This is a genomic window from Komagataeibacter sp. FNDCF1 (assembly GCF_021295335.1).
Lineage (GTDB): Bacteria > Pseudomonadota > Alphaproteobacteria > Acetobacterales > Acetobacteraceae > Komagataeibacter.
This window is the reverse complement of sequence record NZ_JAIWOT010000001.1, coordinates 1,635,015-1,658,168: the sequence shown is the minus strand read 5'-3', so window position 1 is coordinate 1,658,168 and position 23,154 is coordinate 1,635,015. Positions and strand designations below refer to the sequence as shown.

The 23,154-nt window shown below is 60.5% G+C and carries 19 protein-coding genes; all 19 read right to left on the bottom strand.

Going from position 1 to position 23,154, the window contains the following annotated elements:
* Window positions 1-37: 37 nt before the first annotated feature.
* On the bottom strand, window positions 38-1,492 hold the full coding sequence (locus LDL32_RS07820) for an NADH-quinone oxidoreductase subunit N (RefSeq protein WP_233065814.1): 1,455 nt from the start codon (window positions 1,490-1,492) through the stop codon (window positions 38-40).
* Entirely contained in the window at window positions 1,489-2,997 is a 1,509-nt protein-coding gene (locus LDL32_RS07815) for a NuoM family protein (RefSeq protein WP_233065812.1), read from the bottom strand. Before LDL32_RS07815 ends, LDL32_RS07820 begins: the two co-directional genes overlap by 4 nt.
* Window positions 2,994-4,964 carry an NADH-quinone oxidoreductase subunit L gene (gene nuoL / locus LDL32_RS07810; protein WP_233065810.1) on the bottom strand — a complete coding sequence of 657 codons (1,971 nt, stop codon included), beginning with the start codon at window positions 4,962-4,964 and terminating at the stop codon, window positions 2,994-2,996. The genes LDL32_RS07815 and nuoL overlap by 4 nt, the downstream gene beginning before the upstream one ends.
* Window positions 4,965-4,968: 4 nt before the next feature.
* Window positions 4,969-5,280, bottom strand: coding sequence for an NADH-quinone oxidoreductase subunit NuoK (gene nuoK / locus LDL32_RS07805; protein WP_233065808.1), 312 nt, complete (start codon window positions 5,278-5,280; stop codon window positions 4,969-4,971).
* A gap of 1 nt (window position 5,281) precedes the next feature.
* Window positions 5,282-5,782 carry an NADH-quinone oxidoreductase subunit J gene (nuoJ, locus tag LDL32_RS07800; RefSeq protein ID WP_233065805.1) on the bottom strand — a complete coding sequence of 167 codons (501 nt, stop codon included), beginning with the start codon at window positions 5,780-5,782 and terminating at the stop codon, window positions 5,282-5,284.
* Window positions 5,783-5,787: 5 nt separating this feature from the next.
* Window positions 5,788-6,300 (bottom strand): NADH-quinone oxidoreductase subunit NuoI, encoded by a 513-nt coding sequence (nuoI, locus tag LDL32_RS07795; protein WP_233065802.1) that lies wholly within the window; start codon window positions 6,298-6,300, stop codon window positions 5,788-5,790.
* 28 nt (window positions 6,301-6,328) lie between these two features.
* A complete protein-coding gene (gene nuoH / locus LDL32_RS07790) occupies window positions 6,329-7,282 on the bottom strand; it encodes an NADH-quinone oxidoreductase subunit NuoH (RefSeq protein WP_233065799.1) in 954 nt (317 codons plus the stop codon).
* Window positions 7,279-10,014, bottom strand: coding sequence for an NADH-quinone oxidoreductase subunit NuoG (nuoG, locus tag LDL32_RS07785; RefSeq protein WP_233065797.1), 2,736 nt, complete (start codon window positions 10,012-10,014; stop codon window positions 7,279-7,281). The genes nuoH and nuoG overlap by 4 nt, the downstream gene beginning before the upstream one ends.
* Before the next feature lie 2 nt (window positions 10,015-10,016).
* Entirely contained in the window at window positions 10,017-11,315 is a 1,299-nt protein-coding gene (gene nuoF, locus LDL32_RS07780; protein ID WP_233065795.1) for an NADH-quinone oxidoreductase subunit NuoF, read from the bottom strand.
* The gene (nuoE, locus tag LDL32_RS07775) at window positions 11,312-11,803 is read right to left on the bottom strand and encodes an NADH-quinone oxidoreductase subunit NuoE (RefSeq protein WP_233065793.1); all 492 of its coding nucleotides are present in this window, start codon (window positions 11,801-11,803) and stop codon (window positions 11,312-11,314) included. The genes nuoF and nuoE overlap by 4 nt, the downstream gene beginning before the upstream one ends.
* Window positions 11,790-13,556: an NADH-quinone oxidoreductase subunit C/D gene (gene nuoC, locus LDL32_RS07770; RefSeq protein ID WP_233065791.1), complete on the bottom strand. Its 1,767-nt coding sequence runs from the start codon at window positions 13,554-13,556 to the stop codon at window positions 11,790-11,792. Before nuoC ends, nuoE begins: the two co-directional genes overlap by 14 nt.
* A gap of 4 nt (window positions 13,557-13,560) precedes the next feature.
* The gene (locus tag LDL32_RS07765) at window positions 13,561-14,196 is read right to left on the bottom strand and encodes an NADH-quinone oxidoreductase subunit B (protein ID WP_233065788.1); all 636 of its coding nucleotides are present in this window, start codon (window positions 14,194-14,196) and stop codon (window positions 13,561-13,563) included.
* On the bottom strand, window positions 14,193-14,618 hold the full coding sequence (locus LDL32_RS07760) for an NADH-quinone oxidoreductase subunit A (RefSeq protein WP_233068778.1): 426 nt from the start codon (window positions 14,616-14,618) through the stop codon (window positions 14,193-14,195). Before LDL32_RS07760 ends, LDL32_RS07765 begins: the two co-directional genes overlap by 4 nt.
* A gap of 972 nt (window positions 14,619-15,590) precedes the next feature.
* On the bottom strand, window positions 15,591-16,985 hold the full coding sequence (locus tag LDL32_RS07755) for a carbohydrate porin (protein ID WP_255673890.1): 1,395 nt from the start codon (window positions 16,983-16,985) through the stop codon (window positions 15,591-15,593).
* 175 nt (window positions 16,986-17,160) lie between these two features.
* A complete protein-coding gene (locus LDL32_RS07750; protein ID WP_233065785.1) occupies window positions 17,161-17,400 on the bottom strand; it encodes a hypothetical protein in 240 nt (79 codons plus the stop codon).
* Window positions 17,401-17,899: 499 nt separating this feature from the next.
* A complete protein-coding gene (locus LDL32_RS07745) occupies window positions 17,900-19,066 on the bottom strand; it encodes a nucleotide sugar dehydrogenase (RefSeq protein WP_233065783.1) in 1,167 nt (388 codons plus the stop codon).
* Window positions 19,067-19,272: 206 nt separating this feature from the next.
* The gene (locus LDL32_RS07740) at window positions 19,273-19,902 is read right to left on the bottom strand and encodes a hypothetical protein (RefSeq protein ID WP_233065781.1); all 630 of its coding nucleotides are present in this window, start codon (window positions 19,900-19,902) and stop codon (window positions 19,273-19,275) included.
* 663 nt (window positions 19,903-20,565) lie between these two features.
* The gene (locus tag LDL32_RS07735; RefSeq protein ID WP_233065779.1) at window positions 20,566-21,561 is read right to left on the bottom strand and encodes an aldo/keto reductase; all 996 of its coding nucleotides are present in this window, start codon (window positions 21,559-21,561) and stop codon (window positions 20,566-20,568) included.
* Window positions 21,562-21,584: 23 nt separating this feature from the next.
* Window positions 21,585-22,865 carry an MFS transporter gene (locus tag LDL32_RS07730; protein ID WP_370636661.1) on the bottom strand — a complete coding sequence of 427 codons (1,281 nt, stop codon included), beginning with the start codon at window positions 22,863-22,865 and terminating at the stop codon, window positions 21,585-21,587.
* Window positions 22,866-23,154: the final 289 nt, after the last annotated feature.

Here is a 23,154-nt window from a genome sequence, read left to right as displayed (position 1 = left end):
ATCCTTTTCATGTTGTGGATAACCGGAAACAGGCCCGTCAATGTACCATCCTGCCCTGCGCTTCAGGCGGGAGGGCGGGGGCAGGCAGAAGTGGATGGATGGCGCGGGTGGGGAAAATCCCTCCGATTGCCACGATTACGCTCAGAACGATGACAAGTGCCGCCAGTTCCGGACGGCCGCGGCGGTTCTGGCCGGCAGATGGTAACGCGGGGGCTGTCGTCATGATACGGATGATGTTCAGGTAATAATACAACCCGATAATGCTGCCGATTATGAGTACGCACAGCAGCAGGCCACGCTGGTCTTCAACGCCGGTTGCCGCGATTTCGAATTTCGCAAAAAAGCCGATGCCCGGTGGAATGCCCGCAAGCGAAAGCAGCATGAGCGACATGGCCGAAGCCAGGAATGGGTGGCTGAAAAACACACCCTTCCACTGCGCGGTCACCGTGCCATCTGGTCCTTCATGGGCGGCGAGGGCGGTCATGGTTGCAAAAACACCCAATGTACTGGCGGTATAGGCTACCAGATAAACGGTGATGGCCCCCGATTGCAGGCGGCCGGGGCAAATAAAAGCAATCAGCAGATACCCCACATGCGCAATGGATGAACCGGCCAGAAGCCGTATGAGGCTGGTCTGACGCAATGCAAGCAGGTTGCCGCCCAGAATGGTCACGGTAATGACGACATACAGGATGTCATTGAGAAATGGCGGCTGGTTTCCCGTCCCGAAATAGCGGACAAGGGACGAAAATATCGCAATTTTGGAAACCACGGCCAAAAACGCCGCCACGGGAACGGGCGCGCCCTCCATCACGTCAGGCAGCCACATATGGAAGGGGACGGCAGAAAGTTTGAAGAACATGCCGACAAGGATCATGACCGTGGCGGCAATGGGCAATGCGGCATGCGCATCCCCTGCCACGATGGGCGGCATGAACCGCAGCGACCCCGTAATGCCATAGGCCAGACCGATACCGAACAGGAGAATGGCGGAAGAAACCCCGGACAGGATCAGGTATTTCATCGCCGCTTCACACCCCGACATGAAAAGGCGGTGCCGGAAGGTCACAAGTCCCATGAGGGAGATGCCCAGTATTTCCAGCCCCAGGAAAAAAGACATGTAATTTGCGCTGAAGACCATGGCCAGCGCGCCAAGCGTGCCCAGCATGAACAGCAGGGGATATTCATCCACCAGCGTGGTTTTGTCATGCCCCGCATCCCGCCATGCCATGAGCAGGATGCACAGGCTGGAAAATACGATCAGGATAGCTGTATGGCTTGCCCATTGGTCTTGAATGAACAGGCTGCCGCCATTATCGGGCAGTCTGCCCGTATGGTACCCCGTGGCCGCAAGGGCCAGCAGCAGTGTCACCATGCCACCCAGAAAGCTGCGTTCCACCGAACGCCGCCATGTCGTTGCGGCAAGCATGACCATGATGCCTGAAGAGACCACCATCACTGGCATCGGCAGGAAAACATCATGCCCGATCATGGCGCGTGATCCTCCTGGCGGGCCGTTGTCGTAACGGACGGAGAAGATGGGGCGGAAAAAGTCGTAAAAGGCTGTGGATAAAGGCCCAGCACGATCAGGAAGGTCATGATGCAGGCGAAAACCGCCATATGCCGGGCCGGAAAGTCCTCTGGCGAAGGCAGGTCTGCCCGAGGCGCCGCCAGGAATATGCGGTTGACCATTCGCAGCGCATAGATGGCGGCAGGGACAAGCCCCATGGCCGCCAGCGTCGCGGTCTCTGGACTGACATGCCATGTTGCCAGCAGGACAAGGAATTCGCCCGTAAAATTACCCAGCCCCGGCATCCCGAGTGACGCCACGGCAAAGAATACGCCCGTGCCGGACAGTCGTGGCATGGCTGCCCATAACCCGCCAATCCGATACATGTCACGTGTATGCAGCCGGTCCTGAATGGCTCCTGCAATCAGGAAAAGTGCCGCTGTGCCCAATCCATGGGCCAGCATCTGCATGATTGCCCCCTGCATGCCCATGCGTGAACCGGCAAAGATGCCAAGCAGTACGAAGCCCATATGGCTTATGCTGCTGTAGGCGATCAGGCGTTTGACATCATCCTGCGCACAGGACAGCCACGCCCCGTACAGGATGCCGGCAACGCCAAGCCCCATGGCAATGGGGGCGAAACGGCTGGCCGCATCGGGGAACAGCATGACATTGAAGCGGATCATGCCGTACCCTCCGGTCTTGAGCAGGATACCCGCCAGCAGCACGCTGGCCGCCGTGGGCGCCTGCGTGTGGGCATCGGGCAGCCAGACATGGACCGGCACGACAGGCAGCTTGACGGCAAAGGCGATGAAGAACCCCGCCATGAGCAGCATGGACAGGGCGGGAGACAGCGGCGTGTGGGCCAGCGCGAAGTAGTCGAACGTCAGCACGCCGGTCTGCCGGGCATGCGCAATGACCAGACCAAGGATGGAAAGCAGCATGAGCAGTCCGCTGCCCTGCGTAAACATGAAAAACTTCATGGCGGCGCGCTGCCTGTCCTCATGCCCCCATGCGGCGATCAGCACGAACATCGGCACCAGCATCAGTTCCCAGAAAAAGAAGAACAGGAACAGGTCGGTTGCGAGGAATGTTCCGATAATGCCCGTAAGAGTTGCAAGGAAAAGGAAATGGAATGCCCCGGCATGGGCCGTGACCCGACCTGTGGCAAGGAAGGTGCACAGAAAGCACAGGATAAGCGAAAGCCAGACAAGCGATAGCGAAAGACCGTCCATGTCCAGCCTGACCGCAATACCCATGGCCGGGATCCATGGCATGGAAAAATGCTCCAGCCATGGCCCCGGATGGGCATGATGGGCGAAAGTGACCATTGCGAGTACCAGCGTTTCCACAGTCAGGGTCGCAAGCACCACCCACCATGATGCATTGTGCCTGGATGGGGTGACATCGGGCAGCATGCGCCCGGTCATCCAGGCCAGTCCTCCCCCCATGATGGGTAACAGCACAAGGGCGGGCAGGGCGTTCATGACAGCACCGCCATGGCAAGACCCGCGCACAGCCCGCTTGCGATCCATGCCGCATACCAGCGCACGCGGCCATTCTGGCACTGGCCCAGCAGGTGATCCGCCCATCCGATCATGCGGGTTGCCTGTATGGCCAGCCTGTCCAGAAAACCGGCCCGTGCCCTGAAAATCCGGGCGCTGGCCGTCCTTGTAAGCCGCCCTGTTCCGGTAATGGCATGATTGAGGATATCAAGCCGCGTCAGCCACACCAGCAGGCGGAAGGGCTGCACGAACAGATGGTCATATAGCGCATCCATGCCCCCCCCCGTGCGGACAGGACGGATAACGGATGCCTGTCCGGGTATTTCGCGCATGACAGGCAAGGGACGTCCCCACAACACCCATGCAACCCCAAGCCCGGCAAGGGGCACACCCGCGCCCGCCAGCACAAGCCAGGCAGGCTCATGCGCATGCGATGGCACTGCCGCCGGATCAAGAAGGGCACTGAACAGGTGCAGGGGAAGCCGCGTATCAGGCATTTCAATGACTCCGCCAAACAGGGAGAGAACACAAAGGCAGCCCAGCGGAATGCTCATGAGACGTGACGTCCGCCCCACGGCCCTGGTTCCCGCCTTCCCGCAAAAGACGATGAACACGCAGCGGAAAATATAAAGCGCGGTCAGGAACGCCCCCAGCAGGGCCATCCCCCACAATGGATGTCCGCTCAGGGTCCATCCATGCGTCAGGGTGAAATGGGCGGCCCATACGCCCGACAGGATCATTTCCTTGCTGTAGAATCCGGCCGTCACCAGTGGCAGGCCGGCCAGCGCGGATGCGCCTGCAACAAAGGCCGTGGTCAGTCCCGGCATGGCGTGGCGCAGGCCGCCCAGATGGAAAATATCCTGCTCATGACGGGTGCGCAGGATGATGGCGCCCGCCGTCAGGAACAGCAGCGCCTTGAAGAAGGCATGGGTCATCAGGTGAAACAGCGCCGCCTGCCATGCCCCGCACCCCAGGGCAAGGAACATGTAGCCAAGCTGGCTGATCGTGGACCATGCAAGGATACGCTTGAGATCGGACTGCACCAGCGCCGTGCATGCCCCCATGAGCAGCGTCAGCGCCCCGAGCACGGCCATAAGCGCCATGACGGGTACCGCCATGACAAACAGGCCATGCAGTCGTGCGATCAGGTAGACACCTGCCGTTACCATTGTCGCGGCATGGATCAGGGCGGAGGTCGGTGTCGGCCCGGCCATGGCATCCGGCAGCCATGTCTGGAAAGGGATTTGCGCCGATTTGGCAAGGGCCCCCACCAGTATGAAAAGTGCTGCCATGTTTACGCTGGCCGGGGCGACCTGCCCGTTCGCAACCGCTGCCAGCACGGTTCCGATGCGCAGGGAGCCTCCCGTGGCGGTTGCCAGCAGCAGCAGCCCGCACAGCAATGCCACATCCCCCATGCGTGTCATGTAAAAGGCCTTGCGGGCGGCTGCCGTATTCGCAGGGTTGTCGTACCAGAACCCGATGAGCAGGCAGGAGCACAGCCCCACGCCTTCCCACCCGATAAACAGGCACAGCAGGTCGGATGCCAGCACCAGTAGCAGCATGGCCGCCACGAACAGGGTCATGCAGCCAAAAAAGCGGGCAATTCCCGCATCGTGGTACATGTAGCTGGCGGCATAGACATGGATCAGCAAGCCCACGATCGTGACGATCAGGATCATGACCATGGAAACCCGGTCCAGCATGAAGGCGATGTCCGCTGACAGGCCGGGCATATGCATCCATGGCCACAGCGTGACCTGCAATACCCGCGTCCCCGCTCCGGACAGGAGCATGACGGACAGGATGATGCTGATCACGGCGGAAAGCCCCACCCCGGCGCAGGCAACCATTCCGATACCGCGTGCGCCCATGCGCCCGGCAAAGACGAATGCGATCAGGGACGCCACAAGCGGACAGAGGATGAGAAGGGGGATCAGGATCGTTGCCATGGTCCTATCCTTCCAGAAGGTTGCCGGTATCGGCATCCAGCGTGGGGCGCCCCCGGGCATGCAGGCACAGGATGATGGCAAGCCCCACCGCCGTTTCAACAGCGGCAAGGGCAAGGATCAGCAGGAACATCACCTGCCCCGTCGCATCATGCCAGCGCGCGCCCGCGCCCACGAACACCAGGGCTGCGGCATTGAGCATGATGTCCAGCGACATCAGCATGAACACCATGTTGCGCCGGACCAGCACGCCCGCCAGCCCGACGCAGAACAGGGCCGTGGCCAGCAGCAGGGTGTCGTTGAAGGAAAAGGCAGCCATGTCAGTGCTCCCTCAACCGGTTGCGCCCGATGTAAAAGGCCGAGACCAGACCCGCCAGCAGCAGGAACGACACCAGTTCCACCATCAGTACGTAGTGGCCAAACAGGCTTAACCCCACATCATGCGCCGTAATGGCAGCAGGAGCGGGTGCGGGCCCGGATAGTGGGCGCAGGCAATAAAGCAGTTCCGCACACACGATGGTGGCCAGAATTCCCGGGCCGCACCATGCGCGCGGGCGCAGCCATTCCTTTTCACGCGCGCTGTCCGGCTGGCCCAGATTGAGCATCATGATGACGAAGACGAACAGCACCATGATCGCACCGGCATAGATGATGATCTCCAGCATTGCCGCGAATGACGCGCCCTGCATGACAAATACGGTCGCCAGCGCCATCAGCGTCACCACCAGGTACAGCACCGCATGCACCGCCACCCGCCGGGTAATGACCATGATGGCCCCCACAACGGTTACGCTGGCGGCAAGAAGGGCCAGGGCATGCATGATGGTTACGGCAGCAGGGAATGAAGGTCGACGGGCGGGCGTTCGCGTTCGGACGCGCCACGTGCCTTGCCGGGAACGGGAATGCCCGCGACATGGTAGAAACTGTAATCGGGATATTTGCCGGTCCCGCTTATCAGCAGGTCTTCCTTTTCATAAACAAGGTTGTGCCGCGCATATTCGCCCATTTCAAAATCGGGCGTGAGTTGTATGGCGTAGGTGGGGCAGGCTTCCTCGCACAGGCCACAGAAAATGCAGCGGGAGAAGTTGATGCGGAAATATTCCGGGTACCACCGGCCATCGGCTTCGGTTTTCTGCAGGCTTATGCAATCCACCGGGCAGGCGACGGCGCACAGGTTGCATGCAACACACCGCTCCGCCCCATCGGGGTCGCGCGACAGGATGATCCGCCCGCGATAGCGTGGCGGCAGGTAGGGCTTCTGTTCGGGATACTGCACGGTCGCGCGCCGGTGGAAGGCATGCAGCGCCGTCAGGAACAGGGTGCGCAGGGTACCAAGCATGGGAGATGCCTTTGCATCAGGCGTATCATCAGGACGCGCGCAGCATGAGGATGGTTCCGGTCGCCATGACATTGAACAGGGAAAGTGGCAGCAGGATTTTCCAGCCCAGCGCCATCAGTTGGTCGTAACGCGGGCGGGGCAGTCCTGCCCGCAGCAGGATGAAAAAGACCACCATGCCCCCGGTCTTGAGCGCGAACCACACGGCAGGGGGCAGGAGCGGCCCGCGCCAGCCACCAAGGTAAAGCGTGGTGACAAGGCTCGAGACCAGAACGATCCCGGCATATTCGGCAATGAAGAACATGCCGAATTTCATGCCCGAATATTCGGTATGGAACCCCGCGCCGAGTTCGTTTTCCCCTTCGGGCAGGTCAAAGGGCAGGCGGTGGGTTTCCGCAATGCCAGCCAGCATGAATACGCCAAAGCCAAGACATTGCGGGATGATGAACCACAGACCCGCCTGTGCTGCCACAATAGCGTGCAGGCTGAATGACCCGGCCATCATGACCACGCCCAGCAGGGAAAGCCCCATGAAGACTTCGTAGCTGATCATCTGCGCCGCCGCCCGCATGCCACCCAGCAGCGCATATTTGCTGTTGGATGCCCACCCGGCCAGCACCACCGCATAGACCCCAAGCCCCATCATGCCCAGGACGAACAGCAGCCCGACATTCATGTCCGCCGCAATGCCCGCGCCCATCGTGACCGGAATGACGGCAAAGGACAGCAGGACCGTCATCATGCCGATGGCCGGTGCCGCGACAAACACGCCCCGGTCGGCAAAGGGGGGGATCCAGTCCTGCTTGAACAGGATCTTGGTCCCGTCCGCCACGGCCTGGAACATGCCGCCCGGCCCCACGCGGTTGGGGCCATACCGGTCCTGCCACAACCCCAGCATCCGCCGTTCGACCCATGTCAGCACGGTGGCAAGGCCAAGGATGACAAGGGGCGTGAAAATGATGGCAAGAAGCGCCGGATACGTCATGACAGCCCCCCGTCATCCGGTATCCGGTCCAGCCGGGCCATGCGGGGAAAACGGAAGGCACGGGCAACCATGTGCGCCGGGCACAGGGCAAGGCCTGCAGGCAGTCCGGGCACGGGTTCCACGGGCAGTACGTGCGGTCCGTCGTCCAGATGCAGCACCATGTAACCTGGCGCAACCATGCTGGCAGGCAGTCCCAGCGCTGGTGGGCCTGCACGTGCCATGATGGGGGGCGAGGCCATGCTCAGTTCCTCGCTGCCGAACAGGCGCGTATCGGGCAGTACCAGAACGGTGTCTGCCTGCGCGGCATGCGGGGGCGGAATATCCGTGGCATAAGCGTAGGGCTGCGGCCCCGCTTCATCAGATGCGGGGCGCGACAACAGCCTGATACCGGATGCCCCGCCACGCATGTCGCCCCCGATTTCGTGCTGGAACCGGTTGAGCGCCTGAACCGAATTCCATGGGGATGCCTGATAGCCCGGGACCACTGCCGCAGGCATGTCGGGACCATAAGCGCCTTCCATTGAACTGCTGAACGGGGTGTCCGGGCTGGTGGGTGGCGGCTGGTCGCGTATGCTGACGAAGGACCGGATGACGGTCCGCCCGCTGGCGCGATAGGTCTGGCTGCGCAGTTTCTGGCCATCCATGCGATACGCCGCTCCCGGTGCGGCCCTGACCGCAGGGGCAAGGGATGGAAATGCCACCGCCAGCGCGGCAAGGACATCATCCAGGTCCCCCCAGCCGGTCAGGCCCGACATATCCCCCGCGGATGGCGCAAGGCTCTGGGCCAGCGCCTGTATCCAGCGCCAGCCGGCCTGAATGGGGGCGGGGGGAAAGACCGCCTGGAAAAAACGTTGCGCCCGGCCGGCCTGGCTGACCAGCGTGCCGGTGCATTCGCTGAAGGGCGCGGCAGGCAGAACAAGGCTGGCCTGCTGGCACAGCGGTGTTACCGTATGGTCGATCACGACAATATCAGGCACCGCCGCCACAAGCTCTGCCATATCCGTTGGGGACAGGTGACGGGTCAGGTCATTTTCCACAACGATCAGGGTAGAAATCGCCCCCGCGCGGGCCTGTTCCATCACGGTTTCCAGTGGCAGCCCACCCATCATGGCCAGCCCCATGCTGTTGCAGTCCGGTAGAACCAGCGACAGGCCTGCTTCAGTCGTGGCGCGCGCAAGGGCCGCCGCGATACTGGCGGCAGCCTGCATCAGTGCGGCAGAGCCATACTGCATGCCGGATACGACCAGCGGCTTTCGCGCGGCCATAAGCGTATGCGCAATCCGTACGGCACGCATCGCATCATCTGGCGCCAGATCCGTGACGGGCGGGGCAGCGGGATCAATGGCGTGGGCGATGGCAAGACCCAGCCGGGCGATATCATCCGGGGCGGCACGAACCGCTTCCGCAGCCACATCGTCCAGACCGGTTGGCGCTGGCGTCAGCACATGCATGGTGGACGGGCATCCGGCCCCCAGCGTGCGCACCGCCGCATCCATCCAGCGGGGTACCCTGGCGTCGTCCGCCGTATGGAAGGAAGCCTGCCGTACCGACTGACGCAACGACAGGCCAAGCCGGGGGGCGGTGGCGCATACGTCCTCGCCCAGTACCAGCACGGCATCGGCGCTTTCCATTTCATGCAGGGTCGGAAGCGCGCCGGGATGCCGGGCCAGCAGGGCATGGGCCAGTTCCACGCATTCGTGTTCCTGCCGCGTCTGGCCGGTGCAGAAATGCTGCGGCCCCACCAGCGCATGCAGGCTGAAACAGGTCTCCAGCGACGCGCGGGGGGACGCGATGCCTGCAATCCGGCCATCCGCCGCCATGCGTGCGAAGGCCGACAGGGCATCCATCATGGGAACGGCTACCTGCTGCCCGCCAATGCCGCGCAGCGGCGTGCGGATCCGTGTCGGCGCGTTGACAAAACCATGTCCGAACCGGCCCCGGTCACACAACACGTAGCGGTTGATGTCGGTATGATACCGGTTGAGGACACGCCGCACGCTTTCCTCGCGCGCATTGACAATGGTGTTGCAGCCCACCGCGCAATGCACGCATACCGAGGGCGCGCCCCGCAGGTCCCATTTGCGGCTGTAGGTGGCGGAAAAGGGCTTGTCGGTAAACACGCCGGTCGGGCAGATTTCCACCAGGTTGCCGCTGAAGGCATTTTGCAGCGTGCCTTCTTCCGCACGGCCGAAATACACGTTGTCATGCGATGCAAAGACCGCCAGATCGTCCCCGCCCGCATAATCACGGTAGAAGCGTACGCAGCGGTAACAGGCGATGCAGCGGTTCATTTCATGTTTCACGAACGGCCCGAGATCCTGATTGCGGTGGGTCCGTTTGGTGAAGCGGTAGCGGCGGGTGTTGTGTCCGGTCATGACCGTCATGTCCTGCAGGTGGCATTCGCCGCCTTCCTCGCACACGGGGCAGTCATGGGGGTGGTTGACCATCATCCATTCGATGATGCTGGCGCGGAAATCGCGCGCCTCCGGGTCATCAACGGATATGACGGTATTTTCGCTGACAGGGGTCATGCAGGCCATCACGATGCGGCCCTTCGTGTCATCCGGCCCGCTGAACTGTTTTATGGCGCACTGTCGGCATGCCCCCACGGAGCCGAGTTCGGGATGCCAGCAGAAATACGGCAGGCTGGCCCCCGCTTCCAGACAGGCCTGCAGCAGGTTGATGCCGCTGCGGGTCGGGCAGTCGTGTCCATCAATGCGGATGCTGGTCATGGTCATGTCCCCGGTTGCTGCGGGCAGCGGCCGTGCTGGATGTGGGCGGCAAAATCGGCGGCGAACAGCTTCAGCCCGCTGGCCAGTGGCGCCATCGCCCCCGGCGCATGGGCGCAGAAGGTCCGGCCGGGCGCCCCCAGCATGCGGGCATGGCGGCCAAGCTGGTCCATGTCCTCCGCCTGTCCCGTGCCGTCCTCGATCGCGTCCAGCAGGCGTTCCACCCATGGCAGCCCGTCACGGCACGGGGTGCACCACCCGCAGGATTCCTGTGCAAAGAAATGTTCAAGATTGCGGATCATGCCGATGGGACAGGTCCGGTCATCCAGTATGATGGCCATGCCGGTGCCAAGCCTGCTGCCCGCCTTTTCCACCGATCCGTAATCCATGGCGACATCGAGTGCCGTCGCATCGAGAAAGGCGGTGGACGCCCCGCCGGGCAGCAGGGCGCGCAACCGGTAGCCGGGGCGCATGCCGCCCGCATGCTCTTCAATGATCTGGCGCAGCGGGGTGCCGATGGGCAGTTCCCATGCGCCCGGTTTCATGACCCGGCCACTGACACCATAGATCTTGGTGCCGCCATCTTCCCCCAGCCCGAGACCCGCGAACCATTCCGGCCCGTTGGTGATGATATGGGGCAGGTTGCACAGTGTCTCGACATTGTTCACCACGCTGGGCGCGCCCCACAGGCCGCCGGTCTGGGGGAAGGGTGGCTTGCTGCGTGGTGTGGCGCGGCGGCCTTCCAGCGCGGTCAGCAGGGCGGTTTCCTCGCCGCATATGTAGCGTCCGGCGCTGGAATGCACGTGGATGTCGAAACTGAAGCCGGAGCCCAGGATATTCTCCCCCAGCCAGCCCTGTTCCCGTGCTTCCCCGATTGCATGGTGCAGGCGTGCGCAGGCCAGATGATATTCCCCGCGCAGGAAAATGATGCCATGCCCCGCCTGCACGCCATAGGCCGCCAGAATCATTCCCTCGATCAGTTGCAGGGGATTGCCTTCAAGCAGCAGGCGGTCCTTGAAGGTGCCTGGCTCCATCTCATCAGCATTGGCAATCAGGTATTTGCGGCGTCCGGATGCGGGTTCCTTCGGCACGAAGCTCCATTTCTGCCCGGTTCCGAAGCCCGCGCCCCCACGGCCACGCAGTCTGGAGCGGGTGACGATATCAATGACCTCGGCCGGGGGGCGCTGTCCGATTGTCTGGCGCGTGGCCTGCCAGCCGCCATTGTGTTCATATGTCGCGCAGTCCGGCGGCCCGGCGGCAGGGTCGATCATGGCGGTCAGGGGACGTTCGGCAGAGTGTGTCATGGCGTATCCCTTAACCGGTTGATCAGGTGGTCGAGTGTGGCCATGTCCACATCCCCATGCAGGATGCTGTCCACCAGCATGGCCGGGGCATGGTCACAATGCCCGATGCAGACCGTGGGCAGCAGCGTGATGGCATTGTCCGCCGTGGTTTCGCCCGGCTTTATGCCCAGCGTCCGGCACAGATGGGCGCAGAGCGGCTCGCGCCCCATGATCCAGCACGAAACGCTGTCGCACAGCATGACGACATGCCGCCCGACCGGCCTGCGGAACAGCAGGTTGAAATAGGTTGCGATACCGTCCAGATCATCCGCCGACATGCCCAGCAGGGCGGCTACCTCGTGCAGATGCGGCGTACTGACCCAGCCAAAACGGGCCTGTACCAGCCGCAGCGCCGCGACACTTGCGCCACGCGGGCGAAGTTCCTGTGCTGCAAGCGCCAGGATTTCCGCCCGCACGGGCGCGGGCAGGGGGGCATCAGCGGTCGACATCGGCCATGACGAAATCGATGCTGCCCAGGATCGCGATCAGGTCCGCGATCATGATGCCGCGGCTGAGCAGCGGGATCATCTGCAGATGGGCAAAGGACGGGGTGCGGATGCGGGTGCGGTAGGACGTGGTGCCCCCATCGCTGATCAGGGTATAGGTATTGACGCCTTTCGTGGCTTCGATGCTGGCGCGCGCTTCCCCCGGCGGCATGACCGGTCCCCAGCTTACGCTGAGGAAATGGTGGATCAGCGTTTCGATGTCATGCATCGTCCGCGCCTTTGGCGGCGGGGTGGTCAGCGGGTGGTCGGCCTTGACCGGACCTGCGGGCATGTTGTCCACGCACTGGCGGATGATGCGCAGGCTCTGGCGTATTTCCTCCACATGCACGGCAATCCGGTCATGACAGTCGCCATTGGTGCCGGTGGGAATGTCGAATTCAAGCTGGCCGTAACAGGCATAGGGCGCATGCCTGCGGTAATCCCACGCCAGGCCCGTGGCGCGCAGCCCCGGCCCGGTAATACCCCATTCAATGGCTTCCGCCGTGGTATAGGCGCCAACTCCCTTTGTCCGCGCGCGAAAGATGGGGTTGCGCATGACCATTGCATCGTATTCGTCCAGCCGCCCCGGCAGGTCATCAAGAAAGGCGCGGATCAGCCCATCCCACCCTTCGGGCAGGTCCATGGCCACGCCGCCGATACGGAACCAGGCCGGGTGCATGCGGAAGCCGCATATCGCCTCGATGATCCCGAACACGCGCTCGCGGTCGGTAAACATGTAGAACACGGGCGAAAGCTGCCCGACATCCTGCGCCATGGTGCCGTAGAAGACGAGATGACTGGCAATGCGGAACAGTTCCGCCAGCATGACGCGGATCATCTGCGCGCGTGGCGGCACGGTAATCCCGGCCAGTGTCTCGACCGCCATGACGTAGGGGAAATTGTTCATGACCCCGCCAAGGTAGTCCACCCGGTCGGTATAGGGGATGTAGCTATGCCACGACTGGCGTTCCCCCATCTTTTCCGCGCCACGATGGTGGAAACCGATATCGGGCACGGCATCGACAATCCGCTCGCCTTCCAGTTGCAGCACGATGCGGAAGACCCCGTGCACGCTGGGATGATTGGGGCCGAGATTGAGGAACATGAAGTCGCTGTGGTCACTGTGCCGCCGCATGCCCCATGCGGACGGGTCAAAGCGCAGGGCATCCTGCTCGCGTGTCTCCTGTTCTTCCGTCAGACTGTAGGGCGGCATTTCGGTGGCGCGGGCATGGTGGTCCCTGCGCAGCGGGTGCCCGGTCCATGTGGGTGGGGTCAGGATGCGGCGCAGATCGGGATGGTCATGGAAATGGATGCCGAACAGGTCCCAGACCTCGCGTTCATACCAGTTGGCGCCCGGCCACAGGTCACAGATGCTGGGGAGGGCGGGGGCGGTTGCGCCAAGGGGCACCTTGATCCGCACTTCATCAGCGCGGGTGGTCAGCGAGATCAGATGATAGACGACCGTGAACGCCGCCCGTGGCTGTCCATCACGATGGACGCGCTCACGTTCGTCTATGGCCGTCAGGTCCAGCAGCATGAGTGATGCGCTGGCCGGACCCTTCAATGCTGCAAGAGCGGGGCGGAGGTCGGCAGCCGTAATCCAGACGGCGCAAACGCCATCGCACGCAGGCTGGATGGCCAGTGCCCCGTCAGGAAGCCGGGCAGCAATCTTTTCCGCAAGGCCCTGTTCGCGGGCAGGGGAAAGGAGGGTGGTCATGACGTCAGATCCCGTCGGGCGTGCGCAGGTCGCGCATGGCCTGGCGTCCGGCGCGTTTTTCATCACGCAGGCTGGGCGGTGTCACGGGCTGGGCACCCTGCGGCCCCATCAGCCAACTAAGGGGCCTGCGCTGCGTGCCGATGGATGCCTGCAACAGCAGCAGGCCTTCCAGCAGTGCCTCGGGGCGGGGCGGGCAGCCGGGCACGTACACATCCACCGGCAGGAAGCTGTCAACACCCTGTACGACACTGTAGATGTCGTACATGCCACCGGAATTGGCGCACGACCCCATGGAGATGACCCATCGTGGCTCCAGCATCTGGTTGTACAGATGCTGGATGACAGGTGCCATCTTGACGAACACGGTGCCGGAAATGACGATCAGGTCGGCTTCACGCGGCGTGGCGCGCAGGACTTCTGAACCGAAGCGGGCAATGTCGAAGCGGCTGGTGAACGCCGTCGCCATTTCCACATAGCAGCATGACAGGCCGAAATTCAGCGGCCAGATGGAGTTTTTCTGCCCCCATGCCACAAAATCCTGCAACCGGCCCATGACAAGATTGCGGCGGACAGTTTCACTGAAACTGGGCGCTGGCTGGGCATTACCGGCAGTATGGGGGGAGGAAAGGGACCAGTTCATCCTGCATGATCCTTTTGCGTATCCGTTGTCTGGCGCAGGCGGACCCGTGGCCCCCAGTCCAGTGCCCCGGCACGCCATAGATAGATAAGGGAAATGAGCAGAAAGACAGTAAAGATGACGGCCGCGGCATAGCCGATCCATCCCGTTTCCGTTACAACTGTTGCCCATGTCAGAAGAATGGCCGTTTCGACATCAAAGATGACAAAGAACATGGCCACCAGATAATACTGTACGGGTAACCGCAGATGTGCCGACCCCGTGGGCACGATGCCGGATTCAAAGGGCTGGGACATGGAACGTCCCATGATCCTGCCGTTTCGCCGGGTGCCGGTGATGGAGGACAGTCCAAGCATGCCGGCCAGCAATATTCCAATGACCATGGCATACGAAAATACTGGCCATATATTGGAAAGTTTTTCCATGACTGGCAATTCCGTTTCTTTTCGTTTTATTCTGAACGGAAACAATTTGTATAATGATATGCGCATTGACAGGGGATAACTGGTCAATGCTTTCGAAGGGGCATGCAGGCGCCCACTGCATAATCCGGCTGGTTGCATGGAATGCCGGAATACGCTGCCAGTTGCCTATACGCGCCTGCAAAGGGGAAGTTGCCGGGCGACCATGCAAGTTTTTGCAGTAGAGATGCGGCCTGTCATGAACAGTAGCCTGCCCGACGGGGCTGCTGGTAGACTGCCGGCCAGAGCGGAGGATCGCCCTGCCTGACGCGCCACGCAATCCTGTAACGGATCACGTAATGCCATCCGTTAACAGTTCGCGCCATGCGTGCGGTCTCTGTTCCGCATCCTCATGCATCAGGATCAGATACGGGACAGCCAAAGATCATTCTTTGCCTGATACGTCAGGGAAATAGGGTTTACGTGCAGACGCCATCCCGCATGACTGAACCGATCCTGCACGAAGGGATATCACACCCTCCCGGGGTCATGTCGGGCCTATTGTCCAAAATGGACATGGACATCGGGTGCCCATTTCAGTTCCGACAGGTTATGGACATTCCGGAATCCGGTTATGTCGAGCGGTGTATTGAGCATGAGGTTTCCCGTCATGGTCCATGGCCTCTTTTATGTCTGCCTGATATGACTGGATATGGAATTTTTTCCAGATGGCATGGAAAAAGATCTGCCGCCAGCCCGGGACAATCAGCCGATGCCGACCTGCCGGCTGGTACAGGCTGAAGGAAATTACCCTTTTGTGCAGTGATATGGCTACGTCATCACTTCTGCCGCCTGCGCATCGTGTTTGTCAGGTGAGGCCGGACATTCAATGTGGATGATAACCCACCCATCCAGCCATCTTCACGACGATGATCATGTACATGAAGTATATCGTCAGCGGGAGCACGATACCGGTCGTGCCGTGTCCTTTGTCCCCTATAGATTGGCGGTGAACTGAACGCCCAGTATGGCCGCATCGCGGAAGGTTGTTGTTGCGCCCGGATGTTGCAGGTACTGGAAATCGAACTGCATCGTTGCGGAATTGCGCAGCATGTGCGTGCTGTAAAAAGCTTCGTAGACATTTTCCCAATGCTGCACGCCCCATACCGGCCCCCACTGGTTGCCAAGATAGGGCAGGCCGAGGGCGCGCGATGACTCCTGCTGGTGCGAAAGGGTGCTGCTCATGTCCATGTGCTGGAACATGGCCCCGATCTGGTCCTGCCTGCGGTGCCAGGGTGAGCCTGTCTCGACCAGACCGATCCATTCATGGTCACGCATTGCCACAAGATTGCCCTGCGAATAGCCCGCGCCGCCCACGGCAACCAGTCCTTCCGCCACGCCTGGCCCGTTACGGAGCAGCATCTGGTCGAACATGAACCACGCCGTGCTCATGCCCGCGTCATAACGGCGTGGCTGGCCCGTCAACTGGAAGGAATTGCCATGGATATCAGCATACAGGTCGGGATAGCGCGAATTGTCATACCATGCGCCAATCTTGTAGTTGCCACGCAGGGCATGTCGGCCAAACCACGGCATCCAGCCTATCTCGACCTGCGAGGATACCTTGCCCAGTCCGCTCTGGGCCAGCGCCCAGCCGGAAATGCCGCCGTTATAGGCATGGGGCGAAACAGCAAAGATCCCGCCCATGATGTAGACTTTCTTGGCAGGAAAGGCCCGCACCACGCCACCCAGATTGCCTGAAGGCCAGTCACGGCCACCGGGAACGTATTTGCCCGGTGCAAAATTGCTGCATACCGACACGTTCATGAACGAACAGGCTACGTAATCGTAGGCAAAGAAACTTCCGGTCGGAATATCCCCGGCAGAAACAACAATCCGTTTATGCAGGAATGTCTTTTCAGCATACATGGCCACAAGATGCGCGACGACATTACCGCGCCCGCCATAGATCTGTTCCGGGTTTGTAACCGAATCCCCCAGGTTATAGCTGAAATTGCGGCCGTGGCCGTTAATGACAAGAAGATGGGTCCATAATCCGCTGACCTTTGCAAGACGCTGCCAGTCGATATCGAGTTCGGCCGCCACCTGGCCTGCCAGTACGCTGGAACGCGTGCGCCCGCCGCGCACGTTGCCCATATATTCCTCATTTACCGCGACATTGAGATACATCCCGCGTCGGTTCAGCCATTTCCTGCTGCCGTACCAGTCCCCGAACAGATGTGGCATGCCGTGCAGTGTGGGCACCTGCGGGTCGACCACGGCGTTGCCCCACCCCTCCAGCGGAAAGGCATGGGCCGCATAGGGTTCGAGCACGACCGGCAGGGACTTGGAGGTTTCACTCTGTGCGAATGCGTCAGTCATGCAGATCATGAACACGAAAATCAGGACAATGGATGTCAGTATCTGCTTCACCAGGAATCCGTTCCAGAATTTCCCGATGATTGCATTATTTTCATAATTCGTGGCAAATAATAAAAACTAATCAATTTGTAATATTTTGAACATTTAAGTAAATCAGTCGTGAATATACAAAATATTTAGTATTTCAAATGCAGATTTCAGGAAATATTTGGTTCAGACCTTTCCCATGGAAACCTGGCCCAGTCATATCGACTGACCTCAGCCTGAAGCAAGGCAGGGTTGGCGGCCTGATAAATGCTTGAAATATGAATTCTTTACTTTTGAAGATCGGTATTGACACTACGTGATCTGTTTTGCGGTTTTCTGTCTGGTGGTTTACAGGCCGCTCCCCGCCGTCCGGCTTGCGTCCGGCCAGATCGATCATGACCGCTTCCAGATACGAGATACGAAAGTTTGCGCGGCCAGAAACCCGCCGCGTCCACACCCGCGCCCGCAAGGGGTCTGTTTTTTTCAGGTGTGCTCAGCCCGGCGGCGGAGCCCCCGTGGGTTTCGGCGCACGCTTCTGATTTAAGCCGGGCGCGTGGCTACCACCGTGATGTCGGGAAATATGACCCTCATCACGGATCAGCAGCAGGAGGCCATGTTGCTTGAAAAGCCATGGCTCCGATAGAGTGTCATGAACCTGTTCAGGACCGTCAGCGACAACGAACGGCGTTTGCATTCCATGCGCGTCTCTTTTGCAACGGGCGGAAGGGATGCAGGCCACATGACATTATCCTGCTCGCGAAACCCCGGCAGAACCGGCCTGTCGACAGCGTCAACGGGTGTCTGGATGACAGTCCACAACAGGATATTGTCTCCGGCTCCTGCCCGTCAGGTTCCGATGCATGGGAGAAAGACAGCTGCCATACGGTGTGCTTCGTTCAGTCTCCGCCAAAAATATCGCGTGTGAAGATCTTGTCCTCCGCACCAGCAAGATCCTTGGCATGCCGGTTCGTTACAATAAGGTCGGATACGTCCTTGAATTCTTCCAGATTGTTTATGACACGTGAACCAAAGAAATGCTTTTCTGCCAAAGCAGGTTCATAAACGACCACTTCAATGCCCTTGGCCTTGATGCGCTTCATGATCCCCTGGATGGAACTCTGCCGGAAATTATCCGAACCAGCCTTCATCACCAGTCGGTAGATCCCGACAACGGCCGGCTGCCGTGCAATGATCTGCTCTGCCAGAAAGTCCTTGCGGGTACGGTTCGCATCAACAACGGCGGAAATCAGATTCTGTGGTACCTGGTCATAATTGGCAAGAAGCTGCTTCGTATCCTTGGGCAGGCAGTAACCACCATAACCCAGCGACGGGTTGTTGTAATGTTGCCCGATGCGTGGATCAAGGCAGACGCCATCAATGATCTGACGCGCATCCAGATCGCGAAACAGTGCATAACTGTCAAGTTCATTGAAGAAAGCCACGCGTAATGCAAGATAGGTATTCGCAAACAGCTTGATGGCTTCGGCTTCGGACGGATTGGTCAGGAGGACCGGGATGTTTTTGTCCTCGGCTCCTTCGATCAGAAGATCCGCAAAGCGGCGGGCGCGTTCGCTCCGTTCACCCACGATGATGCGTGATGGATGCAGGTTATCATATAATGCCCGCCCCTCGCGCAGGAATTCAGGCGAGAAGATGACCTGATCGGTATGAAGCCGCGCACGGATATTTTCAACAAAACCGACCGGGATTGTCGACTTGATGACAATGGTCGCCGATGTGTTCACCGCGATGATCTCGGAAATGACCGTCTCTACCGAAGACGTATCAAAATGACTGGTTCTGGTATCGTAATTCGTGGGGGTTGCAACAATGACAAAATCGGCGGAACGGTAGGCATCTGTGGGATCGGTCGTCGCGGTCAGGGAAAGCTGCTTCGTGGCCAGGAAATCCTCGATTTCCCTGTCGATGATCGGTGACTTGCGTTCATTGACCATCTTGACGCGCGTGGCACTGATATCGATGGCTGTTACATCATTGTGCTGTGCCAGCAGAACAGCGTTTGACAAACCGACATACCCTAGACCCGCAACCGCGATTTTCATATGACCCTCAATCTGTAACAGCATGCACAACCGTCTGTCCCGGACGTGACATGCCATGGAACAACACTCACGCCCCTGCTGGCGTAACCGGCAACCGAATGCGCCATGATACCTGCCTTGCGGCCCGGTGCGCATCCGTCCCTTCCTCTGGTTACGTCAATCAACGTCGTCCGATGTCATCATTTCCTCCGCTGGCGGATATTTGATTATCCGGGCTTTTTCCAGGCTTTCAGGATACGGCCCAGCAGGGAGGTATTCCGAAGCGGAGCAAAGCCCAGTTCCTTTTCCATGGCGTGAACATCCAGTTTGATAGTGTCAGAAATGCGGCCCTTGAAGACGAATTCCGGCACTGATTTCTCGAACGCCACGGCCTTGCGGATGTCACCGCCAAAGCGCACCCGCATGAAACGCCTGTCTCGTGACAGGATGATGTTTTCAGGGTGGCTTGCGATCATCTCGACAAGAACACGCTGGAACTGGATGGTCCGCATTGCCTGATAGGTCTGGTACGAAAGCGGACAGGCCCAGTCGGGGCGGGGAGAGACGTGCTGCTCCAGCAGGGAAAGCAGGATGTGTGAGGAGATGGCGAAGGCATCCGGGGCCAGGTGGGTCTTGGTCAGGATATGCCCGGCGCCGAAGATGATTTCCATGTCTTCGAACTGTTCGGCAAGGTCGAGCAGGAATTCCAGCGAACTGGAAAAGGTAATGGCCCGGAGCGTGGAAAAACCTGCGAACACGTCCTGCCAGTTCTGCCGGGCATGCGCATCCAGGCGGGCCTGAAAGACAGTCAGGGGCGCAGGCTGCCGTGAGGGCAGGTCTGAAAGCAGGTCCGTCATGCGGGGCTCCGGCAGGCATGAAGGGGATGAGACCACCTACGATTGCGCGACTGAGGGGCTATGCGGGATCACGATAAGGAGAAATGCCACTTTTTCCGGGAAACGGGTCGTGCCGGGATCCGGACGGACCCGGATCAGAAGGCCGCCCGGAACCCGTAGCCGACGCTGGTGACAGGCATGCGTGTGCCTGTGCGGCTGGGGTCCGGCATCTGCGTGGCTCACGCTATTGTCCGGCCTGCTCTTCCACCCCGTAATGGGCAAAGGCTGCGTTAATGCCCGCCCGCAGTCGCTCCCCCATTGTGGCCAGCCGGGAAAACCGCCGCCGATGATCGTGTCGGAAGTCGTCAACTCCGTCGCTACCCCAACAGGGGCTGCGCGTCCGCATAAAGCCGGTACACAGGCGGCCCGATGCGATAGGGCACTGAGGGGGCATATCCGTTGGATATGACAGGACACTGCGGACAATCCATCAAGCGGAGACGTGGCCCCGGGTCCGGACGTCAATCCATTGGGCATCACATGAACATGTCCTCAAAACCGGTACCCGGCATATTGCCGTTGCCCTGTCGGCCGCGACCGCCCGGCAGCAGCGCCACCGCCCGTATCCCGGTACAGAGGAAAACCGGCCTGGCCGGCATGAAATAGCCCCGAAATGCGCCCGGTTTATTCGAAACCGGTCACGGGATGTGGCACATAGGCCGCTTCCAGGGCGGTCATGTCATCATCGGAAAGCTTCAGGGCCAGCGCCCCGATGGCATCATCAAGGTGGGTGGTCCGTGACGCGCCAATGATGGGCGCCGAAACGCCGGGCTTTGCCAGTATCCAGGCCAGCGCCACCTGTGCCATTGGTACGGCACGACGCCGCGCCACGTCCTGCACGGCCCGGATGATCCGGTTATCGGCTTCTTCCGTTTCTGCGTAGAGCGACTTTGCATAATAGTCGGTCTCGCTGCGTTTTGTCTGTTCGCCCACCGGGCGGGTCAGGCGCCCCCGTGCCAGGGGGCTCCAGGGCAGAAGCCCAACGCCCTGATCCCGGCACAGCGGAATCATTTCGCGCTCTTCTTCCCGGTAAAGCAGGTTGAGATAATCCTGCATGGTCACAAACCGGGTCCATCCGTTTTCGCGTGCAACACCCTGTGCCTTGGCAAACTGCCAGGCAGCCATGGAGGATGCGCCAATATAGCGTGCCTTCCCCGCCTTCACGATATCATGCAGGGCTTCCATCGTCTCTTCGATGGGAGTCGCGTGATCCCAGCGGTGAATCTGGTAGAGATCAATGTAATCGACACCAAGGCGTGACAGGCTAGCATCGATTTCCGTCATGATCGCCTTGCGTGACAGACCCTTGCGGTTCGGCCCGGTTGCTGCCCCCGCGGCACCTTCGGGAAAAAAGACCTTGGTCGCGATGACGACCTCGTCGCGGCGGGTGAATTCCTTCAGCAGTTTTCCAACGATCTTTTCCGATGTTCCGGCGGAATAGCTGTTTGCCGTATCAAAGAAGTTGATGCCGCATTCGACCGCGCGCCGGATGATCGGGCGACTTTCCGCTTCGCCGAGCGTCCATGGATGGGCGCCGGCATCCGGCTCCCCAAAAGTCATGCAGCCCAGACAGAGACGCGAAATATCCACTCCCGTAGAGCCAAGTTTTACATAATCCATGGTCCTGCTCCCTGATGATCCGGTCAGCTTATGGTTTTTCGCACGGCACGACCATTGCTGATGCTCATGGCGAGAAATGCCGCGATAACGCCAGTGGTGCCCGCCAGGACAAGCATGTCCTGATAACTTCCCTGCGCCTGCCGCAGCATACCGGCAAGGGATGCCGCGCAGGCAGCCCCGATCTGGTGGCCAAAGACAATCCAGCCAAACACGATCGGGGCCGAGCGCTCCCCGAACGCGCTGTTGGCCAGACGCAGGGTGGGTGGCACCGTCGCGATCCAGTCAAGACCATAGAAGACCCCGAAAATCATCAGGCTTTCAGGCGAGAAATCGATGAATGGCAGCGCAATCAGTGACAGCCCCCGTAACCCGTAATAGGAAAACAGCAGCCAGCGTGCATCCAGCCGGTCAGTCAGCCAGCCGGACAGCGTGGTGCCGACAAGATCAAACAGACCCATCATGGCCAGATATCCCGCCGCCGGAACCTCGCCTATGCCATGATCGGCACAGATGGCAATGAAATGCGTGCCAATCAGCCCGTTCGTGGTGAAGCCACAGACAAAGAAGGTGGCGAACAGAAACCAGAAGTCACGCTGGCGGGCGGCGGCCAGCAGGGCGGTCATGGCCGTGCGCAGCGGGTTCTGGTCCGGATGCCGGAGTGGCACATGATCCGCTTCCGCCCCATGCGGCACCAGCCCGCGATCAGCCGGATGTTCAGGCAGGAAAAGAGCCACGAGGGGCACCAGAATCAGGGTGGTCGCGGCTACTGCCATGACAGGCGCCCGCCACCCGAAACGATGGGCAAGGGCTGCAAGGCCCGGCAGGAACAGCAGTGAACCGGTTGCGGTGCTGGCGGCCAGCAGGCCCATGATCGTACCCCGCCGGGCGATAAACCAGCGGTTCACCACCGTGGCCCCCAGCACCATTGCCACCGCACCCGTACCAAAACCGGTGAGAACACCCCAGGTCAGAAAGAACTGCCATGGCCGTGCCATGCCCAGTGACAGCAGTGCCGACAGGCCCATCAGCAGCAGCGCGCCGATCAGGATGCGGCGGATGCCGAACTGCTGCATGAGTGCCGCGGAAAAAGGGCCGACAAGGCCGTACAGGAAAATCCCCATGGCGGCGGAGATGGAAATGCTGCTGCGGCTCCAGCCCAGTGCTTCGTGCAGCGGCATCATCAGCACGCCGGGCGTGGCCCGTACACCAGCGGAAACCAGCAGGCAGAGAAATGTGAGCCCGACCACCAGCATGAAGACACATGACGATCGTGTTTTCCTGCCCCTGATGGATGACATCTTCATATGACGGGCCATGAATTATGCTGTTCCGACCATAAGTACCGATCGGGACCATCGTCAAGCTGCACGTTCGGGAATCTCACCGTGCTTTGCGCCCCTGCGTAATCCGGCATCCACTGTCCCCTTTCCCTGGTGCCAGACATGCCTGAAACCACAAAAGCCCCCGGTCAGACCGGGGGCTTTTGTGGTTTTACACGCGCTGTGATGCCGGGAGTTCTTTGGTGCTGATGCACGGCCCCCGGCGTGGATTATCTGTCATCATGAGCATATTTCAGCCTGATGGGTGAAGGTG